Raw genomic sequence first — 23,112 nt, forward strand, 5'->3', positions numbered from 1 at the left:
GGTCACGAAGACGCAGAACTGGTTGCCCTCGGGGTCGGCGAACACCGTCCAGGTGAACTCACCGGGGGCGGACAGCTGCTCGCAGCCGGCGAAGTAGTCGAGCGACGGCGCCACCAGGTCGAGGTGCACCCGGTTCTTGGGCCCCAGCGCCTCAGGCACCCGGTTGATCCAGACCGTCTGCGACTTGCGGGCACCACGCAGCACGGCCGAGCCGTCGTCGTGGAAGAACTCGCCTTCGAGCCCCAACGCACCGGACCAGAAGCGCTGCATCGCGGGGACGTCGTGGGCGTCTATGCACAGATCTTTGAACGTCACGAGTGGCATGTCGTCCACGCTAGCGCCGCAGGAACGCCCGCGCACGCCGTCGTCGGACGACCAGCGCGTCCTTGAGATGGGCCAGCAGCCACGTCGCTCGTCGTAGCGCAAGGGCCGGTCGGCATCGCGGTACGAGTTGGCCGTGTGGTCGTTGACGACATACGCGTCGATGCCCACCGCGACCGCGAGATCGACCATCCGGGCCTCGTGAAAGTCGTTGCTGACGACGACCGCCGACCTGACGCCGGCTGCGCGGGCCCGGTCCATGGTCTGCAACGTGGAGTACCCGCGCGGGTCGAGCACGATCCGGTCTGCGTCGATGCCGTGCGCCACCAGGTCGGCCTTCATCGCCCGGTCCTCTCGACGCGCAGCCTTGCGGCCGTCGCCCGACACGATGACCAGCAGGTCGGGCGGGCACGGGCCACCTCGACCGCGCGGTCGAGGCGTTCGCGCAGCACGCAGCGTGACGCCCGACTCACGGACTCCTGCCCCGGGACGATCACGTGCGTCACGTGGGCCGGGATCGCGGCCAACGGCACCTGCCGCTGACGGTAGGGCCGCTGCAGACCGAGGACTCCGTGGACTCCCCACCAGAACGGTTCAGCCTTCATGACCTCTTCGACGGCCCGCCTGCCGTCACGGCGCAACCGCACCGTGGCCTTGCCCTTGACCGGGCGCAGGGCCCGTCGCACCCACATCGAGCGACGCTCGTGGGGCAGGTCGAACAGCCGTCCGATGGCCCGGTCGTGCTGGGCCGGGATCAACCGCCGCGTCCCGCGCGACGGAGTCAACGTCAGCTCGCTGAAGACGATGCGGCCGTCGAGCCAGTACAGGTCGACGCGCACGAACGGCAAGCCCTTGGACAACGCGGACGCCATCGACAGCACCTCGTCGAGGTTGTGCGGGCGTTCGGCCACGACGTCGGGATAGTGCCTGCCGTAGCGGAACGGCGCCAGCGTCCAGTCCGGAAGGTGGAAGCTGCCCTCGACGGGGTTCACGCGGCCGCTCGCCGTGTCGACCTGGATGAACGAGACGTCGCCGTCGAAGCAGAACAGCCGCAGCATCATGCACCGCGGCCGGGACATGTCGAGGAACTCCTCGGCGAAGACCTTGCGGGCGATACGCCGGTACTGCCGTTCTCCTGCCACCGCCGAGTAGTCGGCCGACAAGTACCTGCGCATGCGGCGACGGGCATCGGCGACGTCGAAGGCTGACTTGTCAGGGCAGGCGATGTTGTACCCGCACCCATGATTGGTCTTGAGGTAGAAGCGTTCGGGCAGCTTGCCGAACCGGATCTTCTCGACCCGGTCGGCCACGGCGTAGAGCTCGGGCAGGCAACCCGGACCCGACTCGCTCCTCGACGTACTTGCGCACCGCGATCTTGTCGGTCAGCCGGAACTGTCCCTCGACCCAGTCGCCGTACGTGTACCGCAGGAAGCTTGCGCGTGAACCGCGGCGACCACGGCACATAGGGCCTGCGGTGGTACTTGATCGAGGCCAGCAGCATCGGCGCCGGCGTGTCGTACCACCTCATGGCCCGGTCGACCGTCGAATGCACGACTTCCAGCATCCTGTTGCAGGAGATCACTGGGCCTCCCTCGTTGCCGCGATCGCCTCACCTTAGTCGAACGTGGACGACTCAGACACACTGTCCCCATGACGAGTGCGTTCACAGGTCACATCGCCGGGCTGGGCACCACCTCCGGAACCCGGATCGTGATCGGCAGCTGGCTGGCCAGCCCCTTCGGCGCGTTCGCGGACGTCATGGTCGAAGACGCGTCGGGCCATCGCACCCTGATCGCGCCCCGCGCCGACGTCGCCGACTTCGTCGCCTCGACGTACTCCTTCGACGACGTGCGCATCGAGCCCGTCTCGGTGCGCCCGGGCGCCGAGTGGTCGGTGCACACCAGGTCGGTCCAGGTGCGATTCACGCCCGGCCGGCGGCACTGGGTCAGCGCGCCGCTGGCGCTCGTGCCCGGGCCGGTGCGACGCACCCGTACCTGGGCTCGGGTCTGCAGCCCCGTGGCCGGGGTGGTGATGCCCGGCGTCCACACCTTCGGGACCGCCGGCGGCGGCAAGCAGGAGTGGTACGCCGCGACGGCCGTGCGGCACGTGTCATCGGCGCGTGCGACGTGGGAGGGCGACGAGCTCGGCGAGCTGGCGCCGGTGACGCCGCCGGTGCGTTTCGGCTTCGCCTCCTCGCCTGCCCAGCCGACGTTGACCGCGCTGACGTCGTACGTGCGGGGAAGGGTAGGTCTCGGCGCTCAGTCCTGGACGGCCTTGATGATCGCGATCGCCTGCGTGACCCGGTCTCGATCGGCGTCCTCGATAGCCCACATCGCGTTGACCGCCTCCCGGACGACGACCCAGTCACGGGCCCGCTCCTCGTCGAGACCCGCTTCGTCGACCGTCGTGTGGAACCGCCGCCGGGTCGCAAGCTCGGACGTCGCCGGTCGCGACGGCCTCGTCCCAGCGGTTCCACAGGAGCGGGGCCACCTCGTAGTGCGGATCGCCCGAGACCGGTTTGGGGTCGATCGCCAACCACGGTGCCCGCTCGGCGGCCAGGACGTTCTCGTAGTGCAGGTCAGCGTGGATCAGACGGCCGACGCTGTCGGGGTCGTCGACGAACGAACGACCGAGGCGAATGGCCTGCTCGACGATCCGCCGCGGCAACGGGGCTGCACGGGGCAGACGAGCGGCTCGTCGGTCCAGCCCTCGACGTACGTCGTGAGGGCGACGCCTGGGCCGGTGCGGGCAGGTGCAGCTGACGGTAGAGCCCGGCGACGATCGAGCAGGCTTCGAGAACCGGGACGTCTTGGAGACTGCGCACGTGCAGCCGTTCGAGCAGCAGGGCACCGCGGCGCGGATCTGCTCTGACCAGACCTGCGGCGCCGTGGCCGTCCCAGTGCCGCAGGGCGAGGGCTTCGTGCTGCCCTTCGTCATGGGGAAGACGATCTTGAGGACCAGCCGCTCCCCCGCAGCGACCACCGGAACGACCAATGCCGTGAATCCGTGCATCGGCTCGCCGTCGACCGTGGCTTGCCACTCGTCGAGCAGGTCCCTGGTCGTGCGCGGGACACTGCGGATCCAGGTGGCCCAGGCCTCGCCTCGATCGGCACATGCCGCGAGCTCCGTCGGCAGGTCGAACGGCAGGAGGGCCATGTGACCAGCGTGCCACCACCCGAGCAGCACGCCGCGTAGCGTGGACCTCATGGGCTTCGAGATCACGACCGAGACTCAGCTGCGCGACCTCCTCGGCACGCCGCTGCAACGCGTCCTCGACAAGGACCGGGCTGCGTTGGCACCTGAGCATCGGGCCTGGCTCGCGGCCTCTCCCCTGTGCCTCGTCGCGACCTCTGACGTCGAGGGACGGCTCGACGTCTCACCGAAGGGCGATCCGGCGGGCTTCGCGCTCGTCATCGACGAGACGACCCTCGCCATCCCTGAACGGCCCGGCAACCGACGCGCCGACGGATTCCTCAACATCTTGCAGAATCCGCACGTGGGCCTGCTGTTCCTGGTCCCTGGCCGTGGCGACACGCTGCGCATCAACGGCCGCGCCCGGCTGCTCAGCGATGCGCCGTACGTCGACCAGATGATCGTGCAGGGAAACCGGCCGGCGGTGATCCTGGAGGTCGCGGTGGAGCAGGTGTTCTTCCACTGCGCCAAGGCCTTCTTGCGCTCGAGCTGTGGCAGCCCGAGACCTGGGCCCCCGAGGCAGTCGCAAGCCGCGCACAGATCGCCAAGAGCCTCGAACGTCCGCAGGACTCGCTGGCCGAGCTTGAGGCCTACTACGGCAAGGCATACCGCGATGGCCTCTACTGATGAGGGCGAACGGTACCTCACCCCTCTCTGAGACCTAAATCACGCTCTGGGCGACGTAAATCACACCCCAATGATTCGGTGTATGGGCCCTTCAGGGTGAAGGCTTGTGCATGGGTTCACAAGACTCACGACTCTCAATTCCTCTCCTTGTATCCGGCGATTTACGCGTGTCAACCAGCTCGTCTTCGATCGCAGTCCGCCAGCAGCAGCGTCCCGCCGTGGTGCGCACCGACGTCCTCCTCGTCGGCGCCGGCGTCATGAGCGCAACCCTCGGTTCCCTGATCTCCTCGATCGAGCCCGACTGGTCGATCAGCGTGTACGAGAGGCTGGGCGGACCGGCCGAAGAGAGCTCGGGGCCGTGGAACAACGCCGGCACCGGACACTCCGCGCTGTGCGAGCTGCAACTACACGCCACAGCGGCCCGACGGTTCCGTCGACGTCAGCAAGGCCATCACGGTCAACCAGCAGTTCCAGCTGTCGCGTCAGTTCTGGGCGCACGGCGTCGAGAACGGGCTGCTCGACAACCCCGGATCGTTCATCAACGCGGTGCCGCACGTCAGCTTCGCGCAGGGCACCGCTGACGCGGCCTACCTGAAGGCCCGCCACCAGGCGCTCGTCGACAACCCGCTGTTCGAGGGCATGGAGTACATCGACGACCGCGACACGATCGCCGCACGCCTGCCGCTCATGGCTGCCGGACGCAGCGACGACGAGACGCTGGCGCTCAACTGGAGCGACGGAGGCACCGACGTCGACTTCGGCGCCCTGACCAAGCAGCTGCTGCGCAACCTCGACAACCACGGCGCCGACATCAACTACCACCACGACGTGCGCAAGCTGCGCCAGAACGCCGACAGCACGTGGACCGTGCTCGTCAAGGACACCCAGACCGGTCAGAAGACCCAGGTCAACGCGCGCTTCGTGTTCGTCGGAGCAGGTGGCGGAGCCCTTCACCTGCTGCAGAAGTCGCACATTCCCGAGATCCGCGGATTCGCTGGCTTCCCGGTCAGCGGCCAGTTCCTGCGCACGACCAATCCCGACGTCGTCGGCGGGCACCACGCCAAGGTCTACGGCAAGCCTCCCGTCGGCGCACCGCCGATGTCGGTCCCGCACCTCGACACCCGTGTCGTCGACGGCGAGCGAAGCCTGATGTTCGGCCCCTACGCCGGTTGGTCGCCCCGCTTCCTGAAGGAGGGCGGATTCACCGACCTGCCCCGCTCGATCCGTCCCGGCAACCTGTTCTCGATGCTCGGTGTCGGCGTCAACTCGATGTCGCTGACGATGTACCTCATCAAGGAGGTGCTCAAGAACCAGGACAAGCGCATCGAGACGCTGCGTGAGTTCGCACCGGCCATCGAGGGCGGCGACTTCGAGCTCATCACGGCCGGTCAGCGTGTCCAGACGATCCGTCGCAACGGTATCGGCGGAACCCTGGAGTTCGGCACCTGTGTCGTCAACAAGGCCGATGGCACGATCGCCGGCCTGCTGGGAGCCTCACCCGGAGCATCGACGGCGGTCTCCGCGATGATCGACGTCCTCGAGACGTGCTTCGCTGACCGCATCGACGCCTGGCGCCCCAGCTCAAGGAGATGCTGCCGTCGTACGGCGTCGACCTGGCAGCAGACCCGTCGCTGCTGCGCGATCTGCGTCGCTGGACCGACAAGACCCTTGAGCTCGCCAACGTCCACGCCGACGAGGCCTGAGGTCAGCGGAAGCCTGCGCCCCCGGCAGCGGGGTTGCGGACCTCTCTCGCCCTTGGCACGCGCCACGTCGGCCAGGTCTTCTTGGAAGGCCACGATCTTGTCGGTCAGCTCGGGGTCGCCGGTCGCCAGGATTCGAACGGCCAGCAGACCAGCGTTGCGGGCGTTGCCGATCGAGACCGTCGCGACGGGAACCCCGGCGGGCATCTGGACGATCGACAGCAGCGAGTCCATGCCGTCGAGGTACTTCAGCGGAACCGGGACGCCGATGACCGGCAACGGTGTCACGGCGGCCAGCATGCCCGGCAGATGGGCCGCGCCACCCGCACCCGCGATGATGACCTCGATGCCGCGGCCGTGGGCCTCGCGCCCGTAGGCGAGCATCTCGTCGGGCATCCGGTGAGCCGAGACGACATCGGCCTCGTACGCGATGCCGAACTCGGTCAGCGCTGTCGCGGCAGCCTCCATCGTCGGCCAGTCGGAGTCCGAGCCCATCACAATTCCAACGCGCGCCTGTGCAGTCATGGGAATCAGCCTATCGACGCCCAGATGATGGCCAGCACGGCAACCATGACGCCGAGCCCCCACATCCATGCGAGGAGACGATTGACCCGGTGCGCAACTGCGGGGACGCCCGGTCCGGTCCGCATGCCGACCGGCGTGGTGGAAACGAATCGCAGCTCAAGCCTGTCAGCCTGCTCGGCCGCAGCCAGTCCGGCTGCGGGGTCACGACGATATGCCGCACTGGCCCTCGTGCGGTGCCACCACGAGACCGTGGCCGGAAGCAGGACGGTGAGCCCCGCCAGCACGAGCATCAGGCCGAACAACCAGAGGCCGACCCAGACCTCCCGCGTCTCTTCAGGGCCGCCCACGGCGTTGAGCGGCAGGAACACTCCCAAGGCGATGGCCGCCGCTGAGAACGGCACAGCGAACAGCAGGTAGCCCAGCATCGCCCGGCGCCCCATTCCGGCAAGATGCGCATGTCTCACAGCGACAGCCCGATGACCAGCAGACCGATGGCAGCCGCGTGACCTACCAACGGCCACTGGCCGTTGACGAATCGTGCGGTCCGGGTCGAGCGGAGGCCGGCCAGGTCGACACCGGACAGGTTCCGCAGTGTGTACATCCCTCGCACGTGTGCATGCTGCGGCGCGAGTGATCGCAGGTAGTCGTCGTCCGAGGCTGCCAGGTCAGGAACCTGCCGCCGGTAGGTCCACACGACCCAGGCGCACAACCACACCCAGGTCGCCAACCAGCCGACGGCGGGCATGACCACGATGGCCGTTGGCGGGATGTCGTTGTCGCCCATCAGGCCCCGAAGCCCGACCGTCACTCCGATCGCCCCGAGCAGGACACATAGTCCGGTCCAGCCGACGAAGGCAGCACACGAGCGGCGATAGGCCCGTCGAGCCTCTGCCACGGTCAGGACGGCGTCCCGTCGGTGAAGAGGCCTCCGGCGCGCCGGGCCCGCGCCAGCACCTCGTCGAGGTCGTCGCCGTACGCCGTGACGTGGCCGACCTTGCGTCCGGCCTTGACCGACTTGCCGTAGAGATGGACCGCGACGTCGGGCTCGGCAGCCAGGACGACTGCCCGCTGGGCGACGAGGTCGCTGACCGTCCCACCCAGGATGTTGACCATGACGGTCCAGGGCTGACGCGCCTCGGTGCCCCCGAGCGGCAGGTCGAGGACTGCTCGCAGGTGGTTCTCGAACTGGCTCGTGACAGCACCGTCGATCGACCAGTGGCCGGTGTTGTGCGGCCGCATCGCGAGCTCGTTGACGAGCAAGCGGCCGTCGGTGGTCTCGAACAGCTCGACCGCCAGGATGCCCGTCACGTCGAGCTCGGCGGCGATGCGCTCGGCGAGCTCGCGCGCCTCGGCGGCCAGCGCCGGATCGAGGTCGGGCGCCGGGGCGACGACCTCGGCACACACGCCATCGGCCTGCCGGGACTCGACGACCGGGTAGGACCGGATCTCGCCCGATGGCGAGCGGGCGACGAGCGCCGACAGCTCGCGACGGAAGTCGACGAGCTCTTCGGCCAGCAGCACCCGTCCCGACGCAAACGCCTCGTCGGCGTCGGCGTCCGTCCGGACCACCCAGACGCCCTTGCCGTCGTAGCCGCCGCGCGTCGTCTTGACGACTGCAGGGAGGCCGAACGACTCGAGGTCGGCGGGCGAGGTGATGATCGCGTTGCGGGGGCACGGGGCGCCGAGCTCGCCGAGCCGGGACCTCATGGCCCCCTTGTCCTGCGCGAACAGCAGAGCGTCGGGTCCGGGCCGGCAGGCATGTCCTTCGGCCTGCAGCGCCCGCAGGTGCTCGGGCGGGACGTGCTCGTGGTCGAACGTCACGACCGGGGCATCGGCCACGACGGCACGGAGCGTGTCGAGGTCTGTGTAGTCTCCGACGAGGTGGTCGGGGACGACCTGGGCCGCCGAGACGTCAGGGCCCTCGGCCAGGAGCCTGATGTCGATTCCGAGGCCGATCGCGGACTGCTGCATCATGCGAGCCAGCTGGCCTCCGCCGATGACTGCAAGCTGGGGTGTGGGCACCCCCCCAGCCTATCGGGACCGGAACCCGCGGCGTTCAGTCACCGTGATCGGCGAGACGTTGCCGAACCCTCTGAGCGGCCGGGGCGGCAGCGCCCGGGTGTCGAACTCGCCGCTCAGCGCGGCGGCCGTCGCATCGTCGACCAGCACCCGGTTGCTGCGGGCGACGTGCGAGAGCCGCGCCGCCAGGTTGACCGGCGGCCCGTAGACGTCGCCGAGTCGGCTGACGACCGATCCGGTGGCCAGCCCGACGCACACGTTGGGCAGCTCGGTGCGCATCGCGATCTGCTTGACCAGGTCGATCGCCGTGCGGGTGCCCTCCAAGGGGTCGTCGGTCACGAACAGCACCGCATCGCCCAACGTCTTGATGACGCGTCCACCGTGAGCCGTGACGATGTCGGCACAGCGGGTCTCGAAGTTCTCGACCAGCGCCGCCAGCCCGCTGTCGTCGAGGTCGTTCGACAGCGAGGTGAACCGCGACAGGTCGGCGAAACCGACGGTCATCTGGGTCGACAGCAGCTCTTCGTCGGCGGCCCCCAACGCCTCGATGCGGGCGGCCGCAGCGGCGAGGTGCCGGCGCCAGGCGTAGACCATGAGGCCCTCGAAGCCGGGAGCTTGCTGTGCGCGCCAGGTCGACGGCCGCCTCGAGCCGGGGTCTCGGACTTGCCGTCGTGCACGTCGTGCTCGACCTGCTCGACGAGCGCCGAGACCTGCCAGTCGGCCAGCTTGGACATCGTGGTGCCCAACGCCCGAGTCATCCGGAACACCGTGGCCTCGTCCATCAGGCCGGTCTTGAGCGCCAGAGCCACGGTCGCGATCGCCGCGACGTCGGACTCGCCGTAGGCGATGCTGTCGCCGGTGTCGGGGAAGCCGAAGGCGCGCCACAGTCGCTGGCCGTCCTCGAGGCTGAGCCCACCCTTGGCCGTGACCTCGGCGCTGGTCAGCGTCGGCTCACCGCCGAGGATCAGCTGGGACAGAGTCTCGCGTTGCAGACCGCTTCATCGTTCTTCTGGGTTTCATGCTTCTCGAACACGAGGTTGGTCACCGTGCGGTGGAAGGCCTCGATCTTGGGGATGTCGCGCAACTGCAGGCCGGCCTGCTCGCTCGCGTCGTGGATGATCAGCGTCCCGCAGCCCAGCATGCGGTCGGTCAGGTTCTTCTCGAACGCGACGTCGTTGACCCGGCTGAGCGGGATGACCCGACCGGTGCGGGTCAGGATGCCCTTCTGCTCCACGATGCGCTTGTTGGTCAGCGTGTAGGTCCACAGGTACCAGGTCAGGAACGGCACGATCGAGCCGACGACGATCAGCACGGCGGCGATCACCAGGAGGACCCAGCCGACCTTGCCGTCGCCCTTGCCACCGATCGAGGCGACCAGCCAGCCGGCCGCGACGCACACGACGAGCAGGATCACGAACGGCCAGAACAGCACCTTGACATGTGTCCTGGTCGTGGCGACGGTCTGCTCGCCATCGATCATCAGCTTGCGGGGAAGGCTCATACGAGTGATTTTCTCACGGCTTGGGGCGTACGTGGTGATATCCCCCGCGCTGATTGCCTGGCCTGCCACGAGCAGGCGGCCAGAGTCGTCGATACCGGTCGCGAGTCCCTCGATCGGCTCGGCGTGCGGCAGGGTCACGCGCACCTGCTGGCCGATCGTCACGCAGCGTCGGACGTACGACTCACGGATACCGGCACCGGGGTCGCCGCCCGTCGCCGACCAGGCCCGGTACAGGGCCTCGAGATTGCGCAGGAACGACCGCAGCACGATCGTGCGATCGGTCTCGGTGGCACCTTCGAGCAGCAGGGAGGTGGCTGTCTCGACCGGAAGCTCGTCGCGTCGCAGCGAGACGTTGAGCCCGACGCCGATGACAGCCGCCGCACCCTGCGCCGTCTCGACCCGTTCGAGCAGGATCCCGGCGATCTTGCGTCCGTCGACGAGGACGTCGTTGGGCCACTTCAGCTGCGACTCCACTCCGCACTCCTGCACCGTCGCATCGACCGCAAGGCCCACCAGCAGCGGCAGCCAGACCCAGCGGCTCGCCGGAACGCTGTCGGGGCGCAGCAGCACCGACACGATCGCGCCCGAACCTGCCGGGAGAGCTCCACGCCCGATCGAGCCGGCCACGTCCCGACGACTGCTCGTCGGTCGTGTGAACCGTTCCCTCGGGCGCTCCGGACCGAGCGGCGGCGGCCACATCGGCATTCGTGCTGCCTGTGTGATGCGTCACAACGACGTCGGTCCAGATCTGGCCTCCTCCCGTGAGGGCTGAGCGAAGAGCCGCCGCGTCGAGGGGCGGGCGGTCGAGGTCACGGTAGGACATGAGAACAGCCTCACATATCGGAACTGAGCGCCGATAGATACGCTGACCCCCGTGACTGAACACGAGATCGTAGAGAAGCCCGAGCTGCACACGACCGCCGGGAGCTCGCGGACTTCATCGAGCGTCGCGACACGGCGTTGGTGGAGATGGCCGCGCGTGCCCACGAGAAGCAGAGTGCCCGTGGCCGCCAGAGCGCCCGCGAACGCGTCGATCAGCTTCTCGACGAAGGTTCGTTCGTCGAGCTCGACGCACTGGCCAAGCACCGCTCGACCGAGTTCGGCCTCGAGAAGAACCGGCCCCTCGGCGACGGCGTCATCACCGGCTACGGCACGATCGACGGCCGCATGGTCTGCATCTTCAGCCAGGACTTCAGCGTCTTCGGCGGATCGCTCGGCCAGGTCTACGGCGAGAAGATCACCAAGGTCATGGACCTCGCGCTCAAGTCGGGCTGCCCCATCATCGGCATCAACGAAGGCTCCGGCGCCCGCATCCAGGAGGGCGTCGTCTCGCTCGGCCTGTACGGCGAGATCTTCAAGCGCAACGTGCACGCCTCGGGCGTCATCCCCCAGATCTCGCTGATCATGGGCGCCAACGCCGGCGGCCACGTGTACTCCCCCGCCGTCACCGACTTCGTGATCATGGTCGACAAGTCGTCCAACATGTTCATCACGGGCCCCGACATCATCAAGACCGTCACGGGCGAAGAGGTCTCGATGGAAGACCTCGGCGGCGCCCGCGCGCACACCACCAAGTCGGGCAACGCCCACTACATGGGTGCCGACGAGGAAGACGCGATCGAGTACGCCAAGGCGCTCATCTCGTTCCTGCCGCAGAACAACATGGAAGAAGCTCCCGTCTTCGACGAGACGGCAGATCTTGAGCGCAACGAGACCGACTACGCACTCGACACGCTGATCCCCGACTCGGCCAACCAGCCGTACGACATCAAGACCGTCATCGAGACCGTCGTCGACGACGGCGACTTCCTCGAGGTCATGCCGCTGTTCGCGCCCAACATCGTGATCGGCTACGGCCGGGTCGAGGGTCGCAGCGTCGGCGTCGTCGCCAACCAGCCGATGCAGCTGGCCGGCTGCCTCGACATCGACGCGTCCGAGAAGGCCGCCCGGTTCGTCCGCACCTGCGACGCGTTCAACATCCCGATCCTGACGTTCGTCGACGTGCCCGGCTTCCTGCCCGGCACCGACCAGGAGTGGAACGGCATCATCCGCCGTGGCGCCAAGCCCATCTACGCCTACGCCGAGGCGACCGTCCCGCTCATCACGGTCATCACCCGCAAGGCCTACGGCGGAGCGTACGACGTCATGGGCTCCAAGCACCTGGGCGCCGACCTCAACATCTCGTGGCCCACGGGCCAGATCGCGGTCGTCGGTGCGTCCGGCGCGGTCGGCCTGCTGTACCGCAAGGAGCTCGCCGCCTCGGACGATCCCGAAGCCCTGCGTGCGCAGCTCATGACCGAGTACGAAGACACCCTCTGCAACCCGTATCTCGCAGCCGAGCGCGGCTACGTCGACGCGGTCATCGAGCCGTCGCAGACCCGTGCAGAGATCGTCAAGGGCCTGCGCCTGCTGCGGACCAAGCGTGAGTCGCTGCCGCCCAAGAAGCACGGGAACATCCCGCTGTGAGCGGCACGACGCCGATCCTCCGCGTGGTCAAGGGCGACCTGACGGCCGAAGAGCTCGCCGCGCTCGTCGCCGTCGTGGCCGCCCGCAACGCCGCCGCAGCCCACGCTGCGTCCGGCGCCAAGCCTGCACTGCGTTCAGAGTGGGGCCACCCCGCCCGCCAGGTGCGGACCGCTCACTCGTTCGGCCCCGATCACTGGCGTCGGTCGGCCTTCGGCCGCTGAGCCATGACATTGCGTCCGCTGTCCGCCCTCAGCCCCGCCGACTGGTTCGTCGGGGCCGAGGGCGGTTCGCAGCTGCGCGCGCAGCTCGGACCGCCAGGCTTCGAGTCGTACGTCCGCGTCCTGCATGGCGCCGCGGGTGACGGCGACCGGGCGGAGGGCCATCTCGACGCGCGTCTGCTCGGCGCACTCGTCGACGTCCTGGCCAGGCACACCCTGACGCCGCACGAGAGCTATTTCGCCCTGTGGGAGGGCTATGGCGACATCCACGGCGGTGAGGCGGCACGCTTCCTGACGGCCTTCTCCGGTCCGACGGCCTGGCCGGGCCGCATCTTCACGAAGGAGAAGCCCAAGTCGCCGCCTCCACCGGCGTTTCCGCCCCACGTCATGAACGGGCCGTTGCTGATCGCCAACGAGCAGCAGTACTTCCTGTTCACCGGGACGCTCGACGAGGCCGGCCAGTGGGGTGCCGCCAGCTGGGCAACGGGGCGCCGCGTGACATCAACAGCCCTAACCTGATCTGGCCCGCCGACCACGCCTGGTTCGTCACGACGAACCTCGAGAACACCTGGACGGGAGTGGGTGGCTCCGAGCGCTTGATCGCCGACCTCCTCGCCGACAGCCGCCTCGAGGTCGTGCGGCAACGCTACGACGAAGGCTCCCTGCGATGAGGGTCGTCCTGGCCTCGCAGTCGCCGGCCCGTCTTGCGACGCTCCGGTCCGCCGGGATCGAGCCCGAGGTCATCGTCTCGGGCGTCGACGAGGACCAGATCAGCTCGACCGATGCAGCCAACCTGGCCGCTGCACTGGCTCAGCTGAAGTGCCGTGCCGTGGCATCTGACGTCGACGGCACAGCTCTCGTGATCGGCTGCGACTCCGTGCTGGCCTTCGAGGGCGAGATCTTCGGCAAGCCCTCGGATCCTGCTCAGGCGGTGGCTCGGTGGCGCCGGCTGCGCGGTCGCAGCGCAGTCCTGCACACCGGTCACTGCGTGCGTCGCGGCGACGTCGAGCTGATCGAGTCGGCCTCGACGATCGTGCATTTTGCCCAGGTCTCCGATGCTGAGATCGACGCCTACGTCGCGACGGGCGAGCCGTTGCACGTCGCCGGTGCCTTCACGATCGACGGCCTCGGCGGAGCCTTCATCTCCGGCATCGAAGGCGATCACCACAACGTCGTCGGACTGTCCCTGCCGGGCGCCTGCGAGAGCTCGTCGCCGAGCTGGGAATCTTCTGGCCGGACCTCTGGAACCGGACAAACTGAGACATTTGTTGTTCAGGGCCGCTCAGAGGTGAGAGACTGGAAGAACGATGGCAACCTCACCGCGGCCCCGCCGCTATCACGCGTCCAGCCCGTTCCAGGCAGCACCAGAGGTCGATGTCGAGGTGTACGAGGTAGGCGCGCGCGTCTCCCACGACACCTTCGGTCTCGGCCGGGTCCTCAGCGTCCAGGGCACCCAGTCGGCTCAGGTCGACTTCGGCGAAGGCGCCAAGCACATCCCGCTGCCCTGCACCAAGATGACCAACCTGTAGCAAACCCCACCCGCTGACGAGGTGGTTGTTGCCCTCCGAAGAGGTAGTTGCTGCCCTCCACCAGGGCCGTAACCACCCCCTCGAGGGGCCATGACCACCTCGTCGGCGTCTGGGTTACTCGACGGGGAGTCCGAGGCCGCGCGCGATCAGCATGCGCTGGACCTCGGACGTGCCCTCGCCGATCTCCAAGATCTTGGCGTCGCGGTAGAACCGGGCGACCGGGTACTCCTCCATGAAGCCGTAACCACCGAAGACCTGGGTCGCGATCCGCGTCGCCGTGACGGCCGACTCCGAGGTGTAGAGCTTGGCGATCGACGCCGCCTGCTTGATCGCGGCCGGCGGTGCTCCGGCGTCCTTGAGCGCTGCCGCCTGGTACGTCAACGCCCGGCCGGCGGTCGCCATCACCGCCAGGTCTGAGATCTGGAACGCGACCCCCTGCTTGGTGCCGATCGGGACGCCGAACGTCGTCCGCTCCCCCGCGTACTGGACGCAGAGGTCGAGGCAGGCCTGGATGCAGCCGACCGCGAGGGCCGCGATCGCGATGCGCCCGTCGTCGAGCGTCGCGAGGAACTGCGCGTAGCCACGCCCCTGCTCACCCAGCAGATGATCCTGCGGCACCCGGACGTCGGTGAACGACAGCGGATGCGTGTCGGAGATGTGCCAGCCGAGCTTGTCGTAGGCGCCTCGGCGACGAATCCCGGCGTGCCTGCGGGCAGCATGATCGCCGAGATCTCAGCGGCACCCGACGGGCGGGTTCCGGTACGGGCCGTCACGGTCACGAGCGAGGTGATCGCACTGCCGGAGTTGGTGATGAACTGCTTCGAGCCGTTGACGACCCAGTCGTCGCCGTCGACTCGGGCGGTGGTCTTGGTCGCGCTGGCATCTGAGCCGGCCCCCGGCTCGGTCAGCCCGAACCCGGCCAGCCGTCGACCTGCCACGAGGTCGGGCAGCCACTGCTCCTGCTGCGCCGGGGTTCCGTACTCGAGGATCGGCGTGATGCCGAGACCGACACCGGCCTCCAACGTGATGCCGATCGACTGGTCGACGCGACCCAGCTCCTCGATCGCGACGCACAGGCTCGTGAAGTCGCCGCCCGAGCCACCGAACTCCTCCGGCGCGGTCAGACCGAACAGCCCGAAGTCACCCATCTGGTGCACGAGGTCGACAGGAAAGTGGTGATCGCGGTCCCACTGGGCCACGTGCGGGGCGACTTCGGCCTCCGCGAACTCGCGAACGCTACGGCGGAACGACTCATGCTCAGGCGAGAGGGCAAATGACATGAGCACATGTTAACAACCATTAACCTAGCTCGGCAATTGCGGAAAGGTAACCAACCTCATACGACCCGGCCCGTCGAGAGGCTCTAGACTGCCGCAGGCAGCTGCGTCGCATCTAGGAGAACAATTTCAGTGAGCAAGCCCCTCGCAAAAGTCCTGATCGCCAACCGCGGTGAAATCGCCGTCCGTGTCATCCGAGCCTGCAAGGACGCCGGCATCGGCAGCGTCGCGGTCTACGCCGAGCCCGACCGCGATGCGGTGTTCGTCCGGCTCGCCGACGAGGCCTACTCGCTGGAAGGCTCGACGCCCGCCGAGTCGTACCTCTCGATCGAGAAGATCATCGCCGTCGCCCAGCGCGCCGGCGCTGACAGCGTGCACCCCGGCTACGGCTTCTTGGCCGAGAACGCCGACTTCGCCCAGGCCGTCATCGACGCCGGGCTGATCTGGATCGGTCCCCCGCCGCACGCGATCGAGGCGCTCGGCGACAAGGCCAAGGCCAAGCACATCGCCCAGAAGGCCAACGCACCCCTGGCCCCGGGCACCAAGGACCCGGTTAAGGACGCCGACGAGGTCGTCGAGTTCGCCAAGGCCAACGGTCTGCCCGTCGCGATCAAGGCCGTCTTCGGCGGCGGTGGCCGCGGCCTCAAGGTCGCCCGCACCCTCGAAGAGATCCCCGAGGCGTACGAGTCGGCCGTCCGCGAGGCCGTCAGCGCCTTCGGTCGCGGCGAGTGCCTGGTCGAGAAGTTCCTCGACAAGCCCCGCCACGTCGAGACCCAGTGCCTCGCCGACAGCCACGGCAACGTCGTCGTCGTCTCGACGCGTGACTGCTCGCTGCAGCGTCGCCACCAAAAGCTCGTCGAGGAGGCCCCCGCGCCGTTCCTGACCGATGACCAGGTCTCACGCCTGTACGAGTCGTCCAAGGCGATCTTGAAGGAAGCCGGCTACGTCGGCGCCGGAACCTGTGAGTTCCTCGTCGCCGCCGACGGCACCATCAGCTTCCTCGAGGTCAACACCCGCCTGCAGGTCGAGCACTGTGTCTCCGAAGAGGTCACCGGCATCGACCTGGTCGGCGAGATGTTCCGCATCGCGGCCGGCGAAGAGCTCGGCTACGGCGACCCCGAGGTCCGCGGTCACTCGATCGAGTTCCGCATCAACGCCGAGGACGGCGGCCGTGGCTTCCTGCCCGCCCCCGGCACCCTGACCAAGTGGGCTCCCCCGTCGGGCCGGGCGTCCGCCTCGACGGCGGCTACGAAGAGGGCGAGACCGTCCCCGGAGCGTTCGACTCCCTCGTCGCCAAGCTGATCGTGTCGGGCACCAGCCGTGAGCAGGCCCTGGCCCGTTCGCGCCGCGCCCTCGACGAGTTCGTCGTCGACGGCATGCCGACCGTCATCCCGTTCCACCGCTCGGTCGTCGACGACCCCGCGTTCACCGCTGCCGATGGCAACTTCACGGTCTACACCACCTGGATCGAGACCGACTACGACAACACCCTCGAGCCGTACGCCGGCAGCAACGAGACCGACGAGCCCGCCGAGCGCGAGCGCGTCACGGTCGAGGTCGGCGGCAAGCGCGTCGAGGTCGTCCTGCCCGGTGGCCTGGGCGCCTCGGCAGTCGCCGCAGGTGGCGCGAAGAAGTCCAAGCGCAAGGCCGGCAAGGGTGCCGGTGCAGCAGCGTCCGGTGACTCGGTCGTCGCGCCGATGCAGGGCACCGTCGTCAAGGTCACGGTCGAAGAGGGTCAGGAAGTCGCCGAGGGCGACCAGATCATCGTCGTCGAGGCCATGAAGATGGAGCAGCCCATCAACGCCCACAAGGCCGGTATCGTGACCGGCCTCAAGGTCGAGGTCGGCGGACCCATCGGCAGCGGCGAGGTCGTTGCCGAGATCAAGGACGCCGCAGCAGCCGAGTAGGCCGGCTCGCGGAGGGGGAACATGAGCAGACGTCGGACCGCTGGTCTGTTCGTCTGCCTGTTCCTGCTCCTGAGCGTCTTCGGATCAAGCACCGCGGCGTCTGCGGACGACGCGAACACGTATCCGCGGACGCTCGACGACATCGTCGCGCAGCTGCGGCAGGACCCCGTCATGGTGCACACCGCGATGGGGACCGGGACGCCGACGGCGTGCACGACCTGCTCACCGACCTGGCTGCGAAGGTCGACGTCCCCGTCTACGTCGTCCTGACCAGCACGCCCGACGAGCTGGACGGTGCAGAACGCCCAGCCGAGCAGGCCACTGCCGTGCTGCAGCAAGCGCTCGGTGACGGGCTCTACATCGTCAAGCTCACCGACGGACCGAGCCACATCGCGGGCTACGGCACGGCCAAGGAGCTTCACTTCAGCCCGGGCCAGCGGGCCTACACCCTGGCCCGCGACCTCGGTCCGTACGAGTACAACGTGCCGACCGCGGCGCTGCAGGCCGAGCTCGTGCTGCGTTCGGCCGCCGATCCCGGGCAGGAGATCAGCGACGAGACGCTGCGCGGCTGGCTCGACACCCCGCGTGCATTCCAGCCCGACAACGACGACTCCCTCGCCGATCTCCTGGCCCGGCGCTGGGCGTACGCGACGACGGCCGCCGTCGCCGTCCTGCTCGGCTGCCTGACCCTGGTCTGGCTGTCGGTCAAGGCTCCCCTGCGGCGGCGGCGTGACCCGGCGCTGGCTTCAGCCGGACCCCCCAGCCAGCTCGATGCCGAGGCGCTGGCCGCAGCACGCTCCCGCCACGACAGCCTCAGCCCCCAGCAGCTCGGCTCGCCGTGCGCCACAGCTGCCGAGGAAGCTCTCGACAGCTGCTGACCTCGTGCTCGCGACCGGCGATCACCTCGACCAGATTGGCGCCTGGGTGCTCGCCGACAGGCCGAGCGCGGCTCGACCGGATGGCCCGGCCCCATCTGGTGACCTATCGTCCGTGCCTGATCAACCCCGAGCACGGCGAGGCCAGCACGACGGTCCGGCTGGCCGGGTCGTCGATCGATGCGCCCGTGTGCCGCAAGCTGCCGGCAAGGAGCAGGGGCAGTTCCTGACCACGTCGACGTGGCGTGGCGAGCGCTCCTATCTCGACACCCGCACGGTCTGGGGCCCGTACCGGGTTCGGCGCCCTCGTCGACGACCTGGCCCGCCAGGTTCTGGACGACCGGAGCGTGCGCCGATGAAGCTCGTCGTCGGGCTGACCCTCACCGTCGCCGCGACGGTCGTGGCGGCGATCCTGGGCTGGAACAGGGCCGCCCAGGGCCTCGAGGCGCGACAGGAGCCCGGCGACCGGGTGATGGCTGCCGTGGAGGGTCTGCGCGAGTTCGGCTGTACGTCGCGCCCGACTCCGCGCACCGGCTCACCGCCCAGGACCGCATCCGGCTGGCGGACGAGGCCGCGGCGACCAGCCCCCCGACGTATGTCATCGTCTGGGCCGCCACCCGTGAGGGCGGCTACCGCAACTTCCTCGATCCCACGCTGCAGATCGCCCACGAGCTCGACCGACCCGGCCGCTACCTGGTCTTCGAGGACGAGAACGTCTGGGGCCGAGATGTCGGGATCGACGGCGACTACGTCTCGACCGACGACTTCGACGAGGACGAGGAACGCACGCCCGCCGCGCTCGCAGCCAAGATCTCGGCCAACATCGCCGCCGGTGACGATCGCGACTTCTCGTCGGAGAGCATCACGCACAGCGACTACTGGGGCGGCACGGCCGGCGCGATCGGCGCCGGCGCACTGATGGGCGTGCTCGGCGGTGCCGGACTGGCGATCGGTGCTGACACCCGTCTGGTTCATGGTTCGTGCCCGACTGAGGAGACGATGATGCAAGAGGTCCCGTTCACGCCGGACGTCGAGGCGATCGTCGAGGGGCTCGGCAGCTCGCCGCTGTACGTCGATCCCTCCCTGGCCAGCGAGCTCACCGCCGAGCAGACCGCCACCATCACCGCGTCGATCGACGCCGCTCCCGTGCCGGTGCACGTCATCGTCGTGCCGCTCAGCCACGAGAGCGAGCTGTCTCCCGTCCAGCTGGTCACGTTGGTCGATCGTCAGCTCCCCCAGGACGGGATCTGGTACGTCACGGTCCAGTCCTACGGCGGCCGGTGGACCGTCGAGTCCACGACCTACGGGGTCAAGGTCGACAACGCCAACAACCTGGCCAGCTACGTCGCGAACGACCTGTACCCGACCGACCTGGGTTCTGCAGCTGCAGAAATCACCGAGCTGATCGCACAAGGCACGGCGCGCAAGGAGTACGACCAGCTCAACCGGGAGTCGTCGCAGCAGCCGCCACCGCCCGGCGAGTCCTCGTCCGGCGTCAGCCTGCCGGTCGTGGCCATCGGCATCGGCGTGCTGGCGGTGCTCGTCGCTGTCATCGCGACGCGACGCAAGCGGTCGGGGGCACGCCACGAGGTCGCAGTCAAGGGCCGCGCACTGCGCAGGATCTCCACGGCCCAGACCGACGGGTGGCGCCATCGCGCGCAGACTGAGACCGACCGCCTCGGTGAACGGATCAACGCCCAGCAGATCGACGCCGACGCCGACACAGCTGCCTGGACGGCCGCTCGACCACTACGAGGCAGCGAGCCGGGTCCTGGACCGGACGAGAGCTGCGGCCGACTCGATCGGCGCCTTCGTGCTGGCCGGCCGCGGTCACGACGCACTCGACCACGCCGTCCACGGCACTGCGTGGACACCCCAGCCGTCGCGCTTCTTCAACCCGCTGCACGGTCCCGGCCACCACGACTGCACGCTGGCAGACCAGCGCGGGCACCCGCGACGTCCCGTGCTGCCAGCCCTGCCGGCGCCTGGTCTCCAAGCGCAAGGAGCCCGACTTCCTCGACCTTCCGGTCGGCGACACCGTCGTGCACTACGTCGATGCGGACGAGTCGGCAGAACCGTGGGCCTCGACCGGCTACGGCGCCCTCGACCCCGACCTGCTGTCACATCTGCACAGCTGTGACAGGTCAGCGCCGCACCGGGGGCTTGGTGTCGACCTCGCCGTAGGCGACTCCGGCTGCCCAGACGATGAGGGTCACGCCGATCCAGGTGCCCCAGCCGTCGATGTAGAAGCCGCTCTCGGGCACGACGAGCTCGGTCAGCACGAGCCCGAGCATCGTCAGGACCAGACCGCCGAGAATCGTGTAGCCACGGGCGAATCGATCGACCGTACGGATCACGATGCCTCGCAACAGCACCGTCAACGCCGTGAACAGCACCACGGCCACGACGAACCAGCCGGCTGCACGTCGAAGTGGTCGAAGATCCAGGCCGAGATGGCCAGCGAGGCCGCATTGGCGGCGGCGGAGATCGCAATCGACTTGGCAATCAGCGGGGGCCACCAACGGGGCACGGTCAGGCATGCATCCAGTATCCGAGACCGACCGGATTGAGTGGTCGACACTCAAGCGCACTGGACACCTGATCCCTAGCGTTGACCGCATGCGATCCTGGCGTCCACTCCTCGTGCTCCTGGCGGGCCTCGTCATGACGGCCTCCGGCCTGTCAGCGGCCGTCGTGATCCCCACCCCGGGCAGCATCACCGGCAGCGTGACGGTGCCGGCCGGCTATCACCCGCGAGACGTGCAGGTCACCGCCGTGAAGTCGAGTCCGACCGGGGCCATCGCCGCCCGGGCGTGGGTCGAGTCCGATGGAACCTTCCGGCTCGACGACGTGCCTCCGGGCGAGTACGCGGTGGGCTTCGGCACGTACGACCGTGACCTGAACATCTGGTGGCACGGGCAGCCCGCCTGGTGGACTGCGCCCGGGTCGGTGGCCGGCACGTGCGTGACGAGCGTCGTGTGATGGTTACGGCACCATCACGGTCGAGTCGGTGAGACGACCGACCTCGGGACCTACCGCTGCTGACCGACCTGCCCTCACAGGTCGTCACAGGCTCCCTCGTCGCACCGCCGGGGCACAGCACCGCCGGGGTCCGGGTCGAGGTCTGGCTGCACTCCGACGGCGCCTACGCACGCCCTGGAGGCTGGAGCCGTCCGCCCGGCTCCCCCAGCCAGACGCTCGACGCGAGCGGCACGTTCTCGTTCACCTTGTGGAAGGCCGACTGGAACCACGACTTCGCGTTGCGGGCGGTCGACCCAGCGGGACGTATGCGTTCTCGTTCGCGACCGACAGCCTCGACCGGGCCACCCCTGGCGCGACCCAGCCGTTCGGCGAAGGTTCCGTCGGCGTGTACCGGCTGCCTCCGCTGACCGATGACGCGTCGCTCGCACCGCTGCGCCTCGGCCTGCCCGTCACGGTCGCCGCCGGTGACGTGAGCATCACCGGGACCGCCGAGCGGGGCCGCACCCTGACCGCCGAGTCCGACGTGACCTGGTCGGCCTCCGGGATCGGCACCGCTTCCAGTGGTACCGCAACGGCACCCGGATCGACGGCGCCACCGGACGCACCTACACGACCAACCTCGTCGAGGACGGCTTCGACACCTCCATCTCGGTCGAGGCGCTGCCCGATCCTGGCTACGCGGTCGACGGACCGGCGGTCATCTCTCCAACCGTCACGATCATCAACACCTCGCCGTTCAACCTGCACACCGCCACGAGTCACCGGGACGCCCCGGGTCGGCGCTCGGCTGGCCGCCAGCGCCGGAACCCGGACCCCCACCGCTGCGCCGTTCACCCACACCTACCGCTGGTTCCGCGGAACGACACCGATCCCGGGAGCGACAGCGGCCAGCTGACCAGCCGACCAGGCGCGACGCCGGCAGCCGTGTCAGCGTGCGGGTCGGTGCCGACCGACCGCTGCCGTGCACCGGGTGCGGACCGCGGTTCCCCGCCGGGCCAGGTCAGGCCGGGTCGGCCGCGACCGACGTCATCCGCCACCGGCCCGAGGTGGCCCTGTCGGCCCGCAAGGCGGGGCGACGCACCACGATGACGGTCCGGTGCGCGCCGGGTCGCAGCGCGCAGACGGACGAGTACGGCTCCGTGACGGTCGACGTACCCTCGCCGTCGTCACGCTGCGTCGTCACGGCAAGGCCAGCCGGACCGTCCGGCTGGCGCGCGGCACGCACCGGCTGTCTGCGACGGTCCTGCGCTCGAACGTGCTGGAGTCGCGCACCGTCCGCCGCGCCTACCGGGTGCGGTAAGCCCTAGAAGCCGAACCAGTTCGACTGAGCCCGAACGCCCAGCGCGCATCCGTGCCGGAGATCGTGACGGTCTTCTTCGAGCCCACGAGGCTGATCGAGGCGACTCGACCACCAGGGATCCTCCACCCGTGCGCTTGGTGATCTTCAGCTGCTCTGAGCGTGCCGATCGCGGGATAGGCCTTCTGCACGGTCTTGGCCGAGACGCTCTTGGTCCAGCTGTGGTTGGGATTGCCGGCCCAGTTGTCGTACGGGTCGTTCGACGCCTTCAGGTAGGGCTGCGAGCCTGCCGCCGTGTAGCCGCCGGAGGACGACGAGAACTGCGTGAACGCCGGCACACCCTGGTAGGTCAGGATCTTGCCCTTGGTGGCGTTGATGGCCGACGTGATCGTGCTGGTCTCGCGAGCGTAGCCGCCGTAGACCTGGCAGGCGGTCGTGTCGCAGATGTCGTAGTGACGGCTCGGTGCCAGGCCTCCGGACGCCGTACGTCCGGGCGGCGACGGCCTGGGCACGCAGCGCCTCGGCAGCCCAGCCTGAGGGCATCTCGGCACCGACGACGCCGCGGAGGTAGTTCTCGATCGGCAGGACGTTGACTGTGTCGCGCACCTTCGAACCCTTGACCGGCAGGGCCGAGCGCAGCGCGCCGCGATAGCGCATCTTCGACCCGTTGGGCAGG

Annotated in this window: 23 protein-coding genes and 9 pseudogenes; 16 read left to right on the plus strand and 16 right to left on the minus strand. The window is 68.8% G+C overall.

The features are described 5' to 3' along the window. Positions 1-66: 66 nt before the first annotated feature. From ACHMWU_RS04845 to ACHMWU_RS04865, 5 genes and pseudogenes are all read right to left on the minus strand, one after another. Positions 67-663: pseudogene (locus ACHMWU_RS04845) on the minus strand (VOC family protein); the annotation flags it as partial. Next, positions 660-1,631 carry an ATP-grasp fold amidoligase family protein gene (locus tag ACHMWU_RS04850; protein ID WP_396041939.1) on the minus strand — a complete coding sequence of 324 codons (972 nt, stop codon included), beginning with the start codon at positions 1,629-1,631 and terminating at the stop codon, positions 660-662. The pseudogene ACHMWU_RS04845 and the gene ACHMWU_RS04850, both read right to left, overlap by 4 nt. 360 nt (positions 1,632-1,991) lie before the next feature. Further along, on the minus strand, positions 1,992-2,393 hold the full coding sequence (locus ACHMWU_RS04855) for a hypothetical protein (protein ID WP_396041940.1): 402 nt from the start codon (positions 2,391-2,393) through the stop codon (positions 1,992-1,994). Positions 2,394-2,685: 292 nt separating this feature from the next. Then, positions 2,686-2,988: an aminoglycoside phosphotransferase family protein gene (locus ACHMWU_RS04860; protein ID WP_396041941.1), complete on the minus strand. Its 303-nt coding sequence runs from the start codon at positions 2,986-2,988 to the stop codon at positions 2,686-2,688. After that, on the minus strand, positions 2,900-3,628 hold the full coding sequence (locus tag ACHMWU_RS04865) for an aminoglycoside phosphotransferase family protein (RefSeq protein WP_396041942.1): 729 nt from the start codon (positions 3,626-3,628) through the stop codon (positions 2,900-2,902). The genes ACHMWU_RS04860 and ACHMWU_RS04865 overlap by 89 nt, the downstream gene beginning before the upstream one ends. Between ACHMWU_RS04865 and ACHMWU_RS04870 the strand changes: the two genes are divergently transcribed. The 3 genes and pseudogenes from ACHMWU_RS04870 to mqo form a co-directional block, all read left to right on the plus strand. Beyond that, entirely contained in the window at positions 3,527-4,171 is a 645-nt protein-coding gene (locus tag ACHMWU_RS04870; RefSeq protein ID WP_396041943.1) for an MSMEG_1061 family FMN-dependent PPOX-type flavoprotein, read from the plus strand. The two genes, ACHMWU_RS04865 and ACHMWU_RS04870, sit on opposite strands and share 102 nt — an antisense overlap. 79 nt (positions 4,172-4,250) lie before the next feature. Beyond that, a pseudogene (locus ACHMWU_RS04875) lies at positions 4,251-4,526 on the plus strand (malate:quinone oxidoreductase); the annotation flags it as partial. A 64-nt stretch (positions 4,527-4,590) separates the two neighbouring features. Continuing rightward, a pseudogene (gene mqo / locus ACHMWU_RS04880) lies at positions 4,591-5,673 on the plus strand (malate dehydrogenase (quinone)); the annotation flags it as partial. A gap of 215 nt (positions 5,674-5,888) precedes the next feature. Here mqo and purE read toward each other — a convergent pair. The 7 genes and pseudogenes from purE to ACHMWU_RS04915 all read right to left on the minus strand — a co-directional run. Beyond that, positions 5,889-6,365, minus strand: a pseudogene (gene purE, locus ACHMWU_RS04885) (5-(carboxyamino)imidazole ribonucleotide mutase); the annotation flags it as partial. A gap of 5 nt (positions 6,366-6,370) precedes the next feature. Next, positions 6,371-6,829, minus strand: coding sequence for a hypothetical protein (locus tag ACHMWU_RS04890; RefSeq protein ID WP_396041944.1), 459 nt, complete (start codon positions 6,827-6,829; stop codon positions 6,371-6,373). Beyond that, a complete protein-coding gene (locus ACHMWU_RS04895) occupies positions 6,826-7,260 on the minus strand; it encodes a hypothetical protein (protein WP_396041945.1) in 435 nt (144 codons plus the stop codon). Before ACHMWU_RS04895 ends, ACHMWU_RS04890 begins: the two co-directional genes overlap by 4 nt. Positions 7,261-7,262: 2 nt before the next feature. Beyond that, on the minus strand, positions 7,263-8,387 hold the full coding sequence (locus tag ACHMWU_RS04900; protein WP_396041946.1) for a 5-(carboxyamino)imidazole ribonucleotide synthase: 1,125 nt from the start codon (positions 8,385-8,387) through the stop codon (positions 7,263-7,265). 9 nt (positions 8,388-8,396) lie between these two features. Beyond that, entirely contained in the window at positions 8,397-8,978 is a 582-nt protein-coding gene (locus ACHMWU_RS04905) for an adenylate/guanylate cyclase domain-containing protein (RefSeq protein WP_396041947.1), read from the minus strand. Continuing rightward, positions 8,885-9,193, minus strand: coding sequence for a hypothetical protein (locus ACHMWU_RS04910; protein WP_396041948.1), 309 nt, complete (start codon positions 9,191-9,193; stop codon positions 8,885-8,887). The genes ACHMWU_RS04905 and ACHMWU_RS04910 overlap by 94 nt, the downstream gene beginning before the upstream one ends. Positions 9,194-9,348: 155 nt before the next feature. Next, positions 9,349-10,512 (minus strand): biotin--[acetyl-CoA-carboxylase] ligase, encoded by a 1,164-nt coding sequence (locus tag ACHMWU_RS04915; RefSeq protein WP_396041949.1) that lies wholly within the window; start codon positions 10,510-10,512, stop codon positions 9,349-9,351. A gap of 229 nt (positions 10,513-10,741) precedes the next feature. On the opposite strand from ACHMWU_RS04915, the pseudogene ACHMWU_RS04920 reads away from it, so the two are divergent. The 5 genes and pseudogenes from ACHMWU_RS04920 to ACHMWU_RS04940 all read left to right on the plus strand — a co-directional run bounded on the left by ACHMWU_RS04920 (position 10,742) and on the right by ACHMWU_RS04940 (position 14,098). Next, positions 10,742-12,351, plus strand: a pseudogene (locus ACHMWU_RS04920) (acyl-CoA carboxylase subunit beta). Next, positions 12,348-12,572, plus strand: a complete 225-nt coding sequence (locus ACHMWU_RS04925) for an acyl-CoA carboxylase subunit epsilon (protein ID WP_396041950.1) — start codon at positions 12,348-12,350, stop codon at positions 12,570-12,572. The pseudogene ACHMWU_RS04920 and the gene ACHMWU_RS04925 overlap by 4 nt, the downstream one beginning before the upstream one ends. A 3-nt stretch (positions 12,573-12,575) precedes the next feature. Beyond that, positions 12,576-13,088, plus strand: coding sequence for a hypothetical protein (locus ACHMWU_RS04930; RefSeq protein WP_396041951.1), 513 nt, complete (start codon positions 12,576-12,578; stop codon positions 13,086-13,088). Positions 13,089-13,236: 148 nt separating this feature from the next. Next, positions 13,237-13,713 (plus strand): annotated as a pseudogene (locus ACHMWU_RS04935) (Maf family protein); the annotation flags it as partial. 163 nt (positions 13,714-13,876) lie between these two features. Beyond that, positions 13,877-14,098, plus strand: a complete 222-nt coding sequence (locus ACHMWU_RS04940) for a hypothetical protein (RefSeq protein ID WP_396043057.1) — start codon at positions 13,877-13,879, stop codon at positions 14,096-14,098. Between the two features lie 114 nt (positions 14,099-14,212). On the opposite strand, the gene ACHMWU_RS04945 is transcribed toward ACHMWU_RS04940, so the two are convergent. Both ACHMWU_RS04945 and ACHMWU_RS04950 read right to left on the minus strand, forming a co-directional pair. Further along, complete coding sequence (locus ACHMWU_RS04945; protein ID WP_396041952.1) at positions 14,213-14,716, minus strand: acyl-CoA dehydrogenase family protein; 504 nt, start codon at positions 14,714-14,716, stop codon at positions 14,213-14,215. A 113-nt stretch (positions 14,717-14,829) separates the two neighbouring features. Further along, a pseudogene (locus ACHMWU_RS04950) lies at positions 14,830-15,378 on the minus strand (acyl-CoA dehydrogenase family protein); the annotation flags it as partial. 129 nt (positions 15,379-15,507) lie between these two features. Here ACHMWU_RS04950 and ACHMWU_RS04955 point away from each other — a divergent pair. The 5 genes and pseudogenes from ACHMWU_RS04955 (at position 15,508) to ACHMWU_RS04975 (ending at position 20,341) form a co-directional block, all read left to right on the plus strand. Further along, a pseudogene (locus ACHMWU_RS04955) lies at positions 15,508-17,282 on the plus strand (acetyl/propionyl/methylcrotonyl-CoA carboxylase subunit alpha). 21 nt (positions 17,283-17,303) lie between these two features. Continuing rightward, the gene (locus tag ACHMWU_RS04960) at positions 17,304-17,552 is read left to right on the plus strand and encodes a hypothetical protein (RefSeq protein WP_396041953.1); all 249 of its coding nucleotides are present in this window, start codon (positions 17,304-17,306) and stop codon (positions 17,550-17,552) included. Then, on the plus strand, positions 17,492-18,160 hold the full coding sequence (locus tag ACHMWU_RS04965; protein ID WP_396041954.1) for a hypothetical protein: 669 nt from the start codon (positions 17,492-17,494) through the stop codon (positions 18,158-18,160). Before ACHMWU_RS04960 ends, ACHMWU_RS04965 begins: the two co-directional genes overlap by 61 nt. 98 nt (positions 18,161-18,258) lie before the next feature. Beyond that, positions 18,259-18,387 carry a hypothetical protein gene (locus ACHMWU_RS04970; protein ID WP_396041955.1) on the plus strand — a complete coding sequence of 43 codons (129 nt, stop codon included), beginning with the start codon at positions 18,259-18,261 and terminating at the stop codon, positions 18,385-18,387. A 10-nt stretch (positions 18,388-18,397) separates the two neighbouring features. Further along, complete coding sequence (locus tag ACHMWU_RS04975) at positions 18,398-20,341, plus strand: hypothetical protein (RefSeq protein ID WP_396041956.1); 1,944 nt, start codon at positions 18,398-18,400, stop codon at positions 20,339-20,341. On the opposite strand, the gene ACHMWU_RS04980 is transcribed toward ACHMWU_RS04975, so the two are convergent. After that, complete coding sequence (locus tag ACHMWU_RS04980) at positions 20,302-20,697, minus strand: hypothetical protein (protein WP_396041957.1); 396 nt, start codon at positions 20,695-20,697, stop codon at positions 20,302-20,304. The two genes, ACHMWU_RS04975 and ACHMWU_RS04980, sit on opposite strands and share 40 nt — an antisense overlap. Before the next feature lie 79 nt (positions 20,698-20,776). Here ACHMWU_RS04980 and ACHMWU_RS04985 point away from each other — a divergent pair, with 79 nt between their 5' ends. The 3 genes from ACHMWU_RS04985 (at position 20,777) to ACHMWU_RS04995 (ending at position 22,439) form a co-directional block, all read left to right on the plus strand. Then, a complete protein-coding gene (locus tag ACHMWU_RS04985) occupies positions 20,777-21,139 on the plus strand; it encodes a hypothetical protein (RefSeq protein ID WP_396041958.1) in 363 nt (120 codons plus the stop codon). 247 nt (positions 21,140-21,386) lie between these two features. Next, positions 21,387-22,034, plus strand: coding sequence for a hypothetical protein (locus ACHMWU_RS04990; protein WP_396041959.1), 648 nt, complete (start codon positions 21,387-21,389; stop codon positions 22,032-22,034). Positions 22,035-22,109: 75 nt separating this feature from the next. Further along, entirely contained in the window at positions 22,110-22,439 is a 330-nt protein-coding gene (locus ACHMWU_RS04995) for a hypothetical protein (protein ID WP_396041960.1), read from the plus strand. On the opposite strand, the pseudogene ACHMWU_RS05000 reads toward ACHMWU_RS04995, so the two are convergent. Next, positions 22,424-23,093, minus strand: a pseudogene (locus ACHMWU_RS05000) (SpoIID/LytB domain-containing protein). The gene ACHMWU_RS04995 and the pseudogene ACHMWU_RS05000 overlap by 16 nt on opposite strands. Between the last annotated feature and the right edge of the window lie 19 nt (positions 23,094-23,112).

Origin of the sequence: Aeromicrobium sp. UC242_57 (assembly GCF_044452305.1) — a bacterium.
GTDB lineage: Bacteria > Actinomycetota > Actinomycetes > Propionibacteriales > Nocardioidaceae > Aeromicrobium.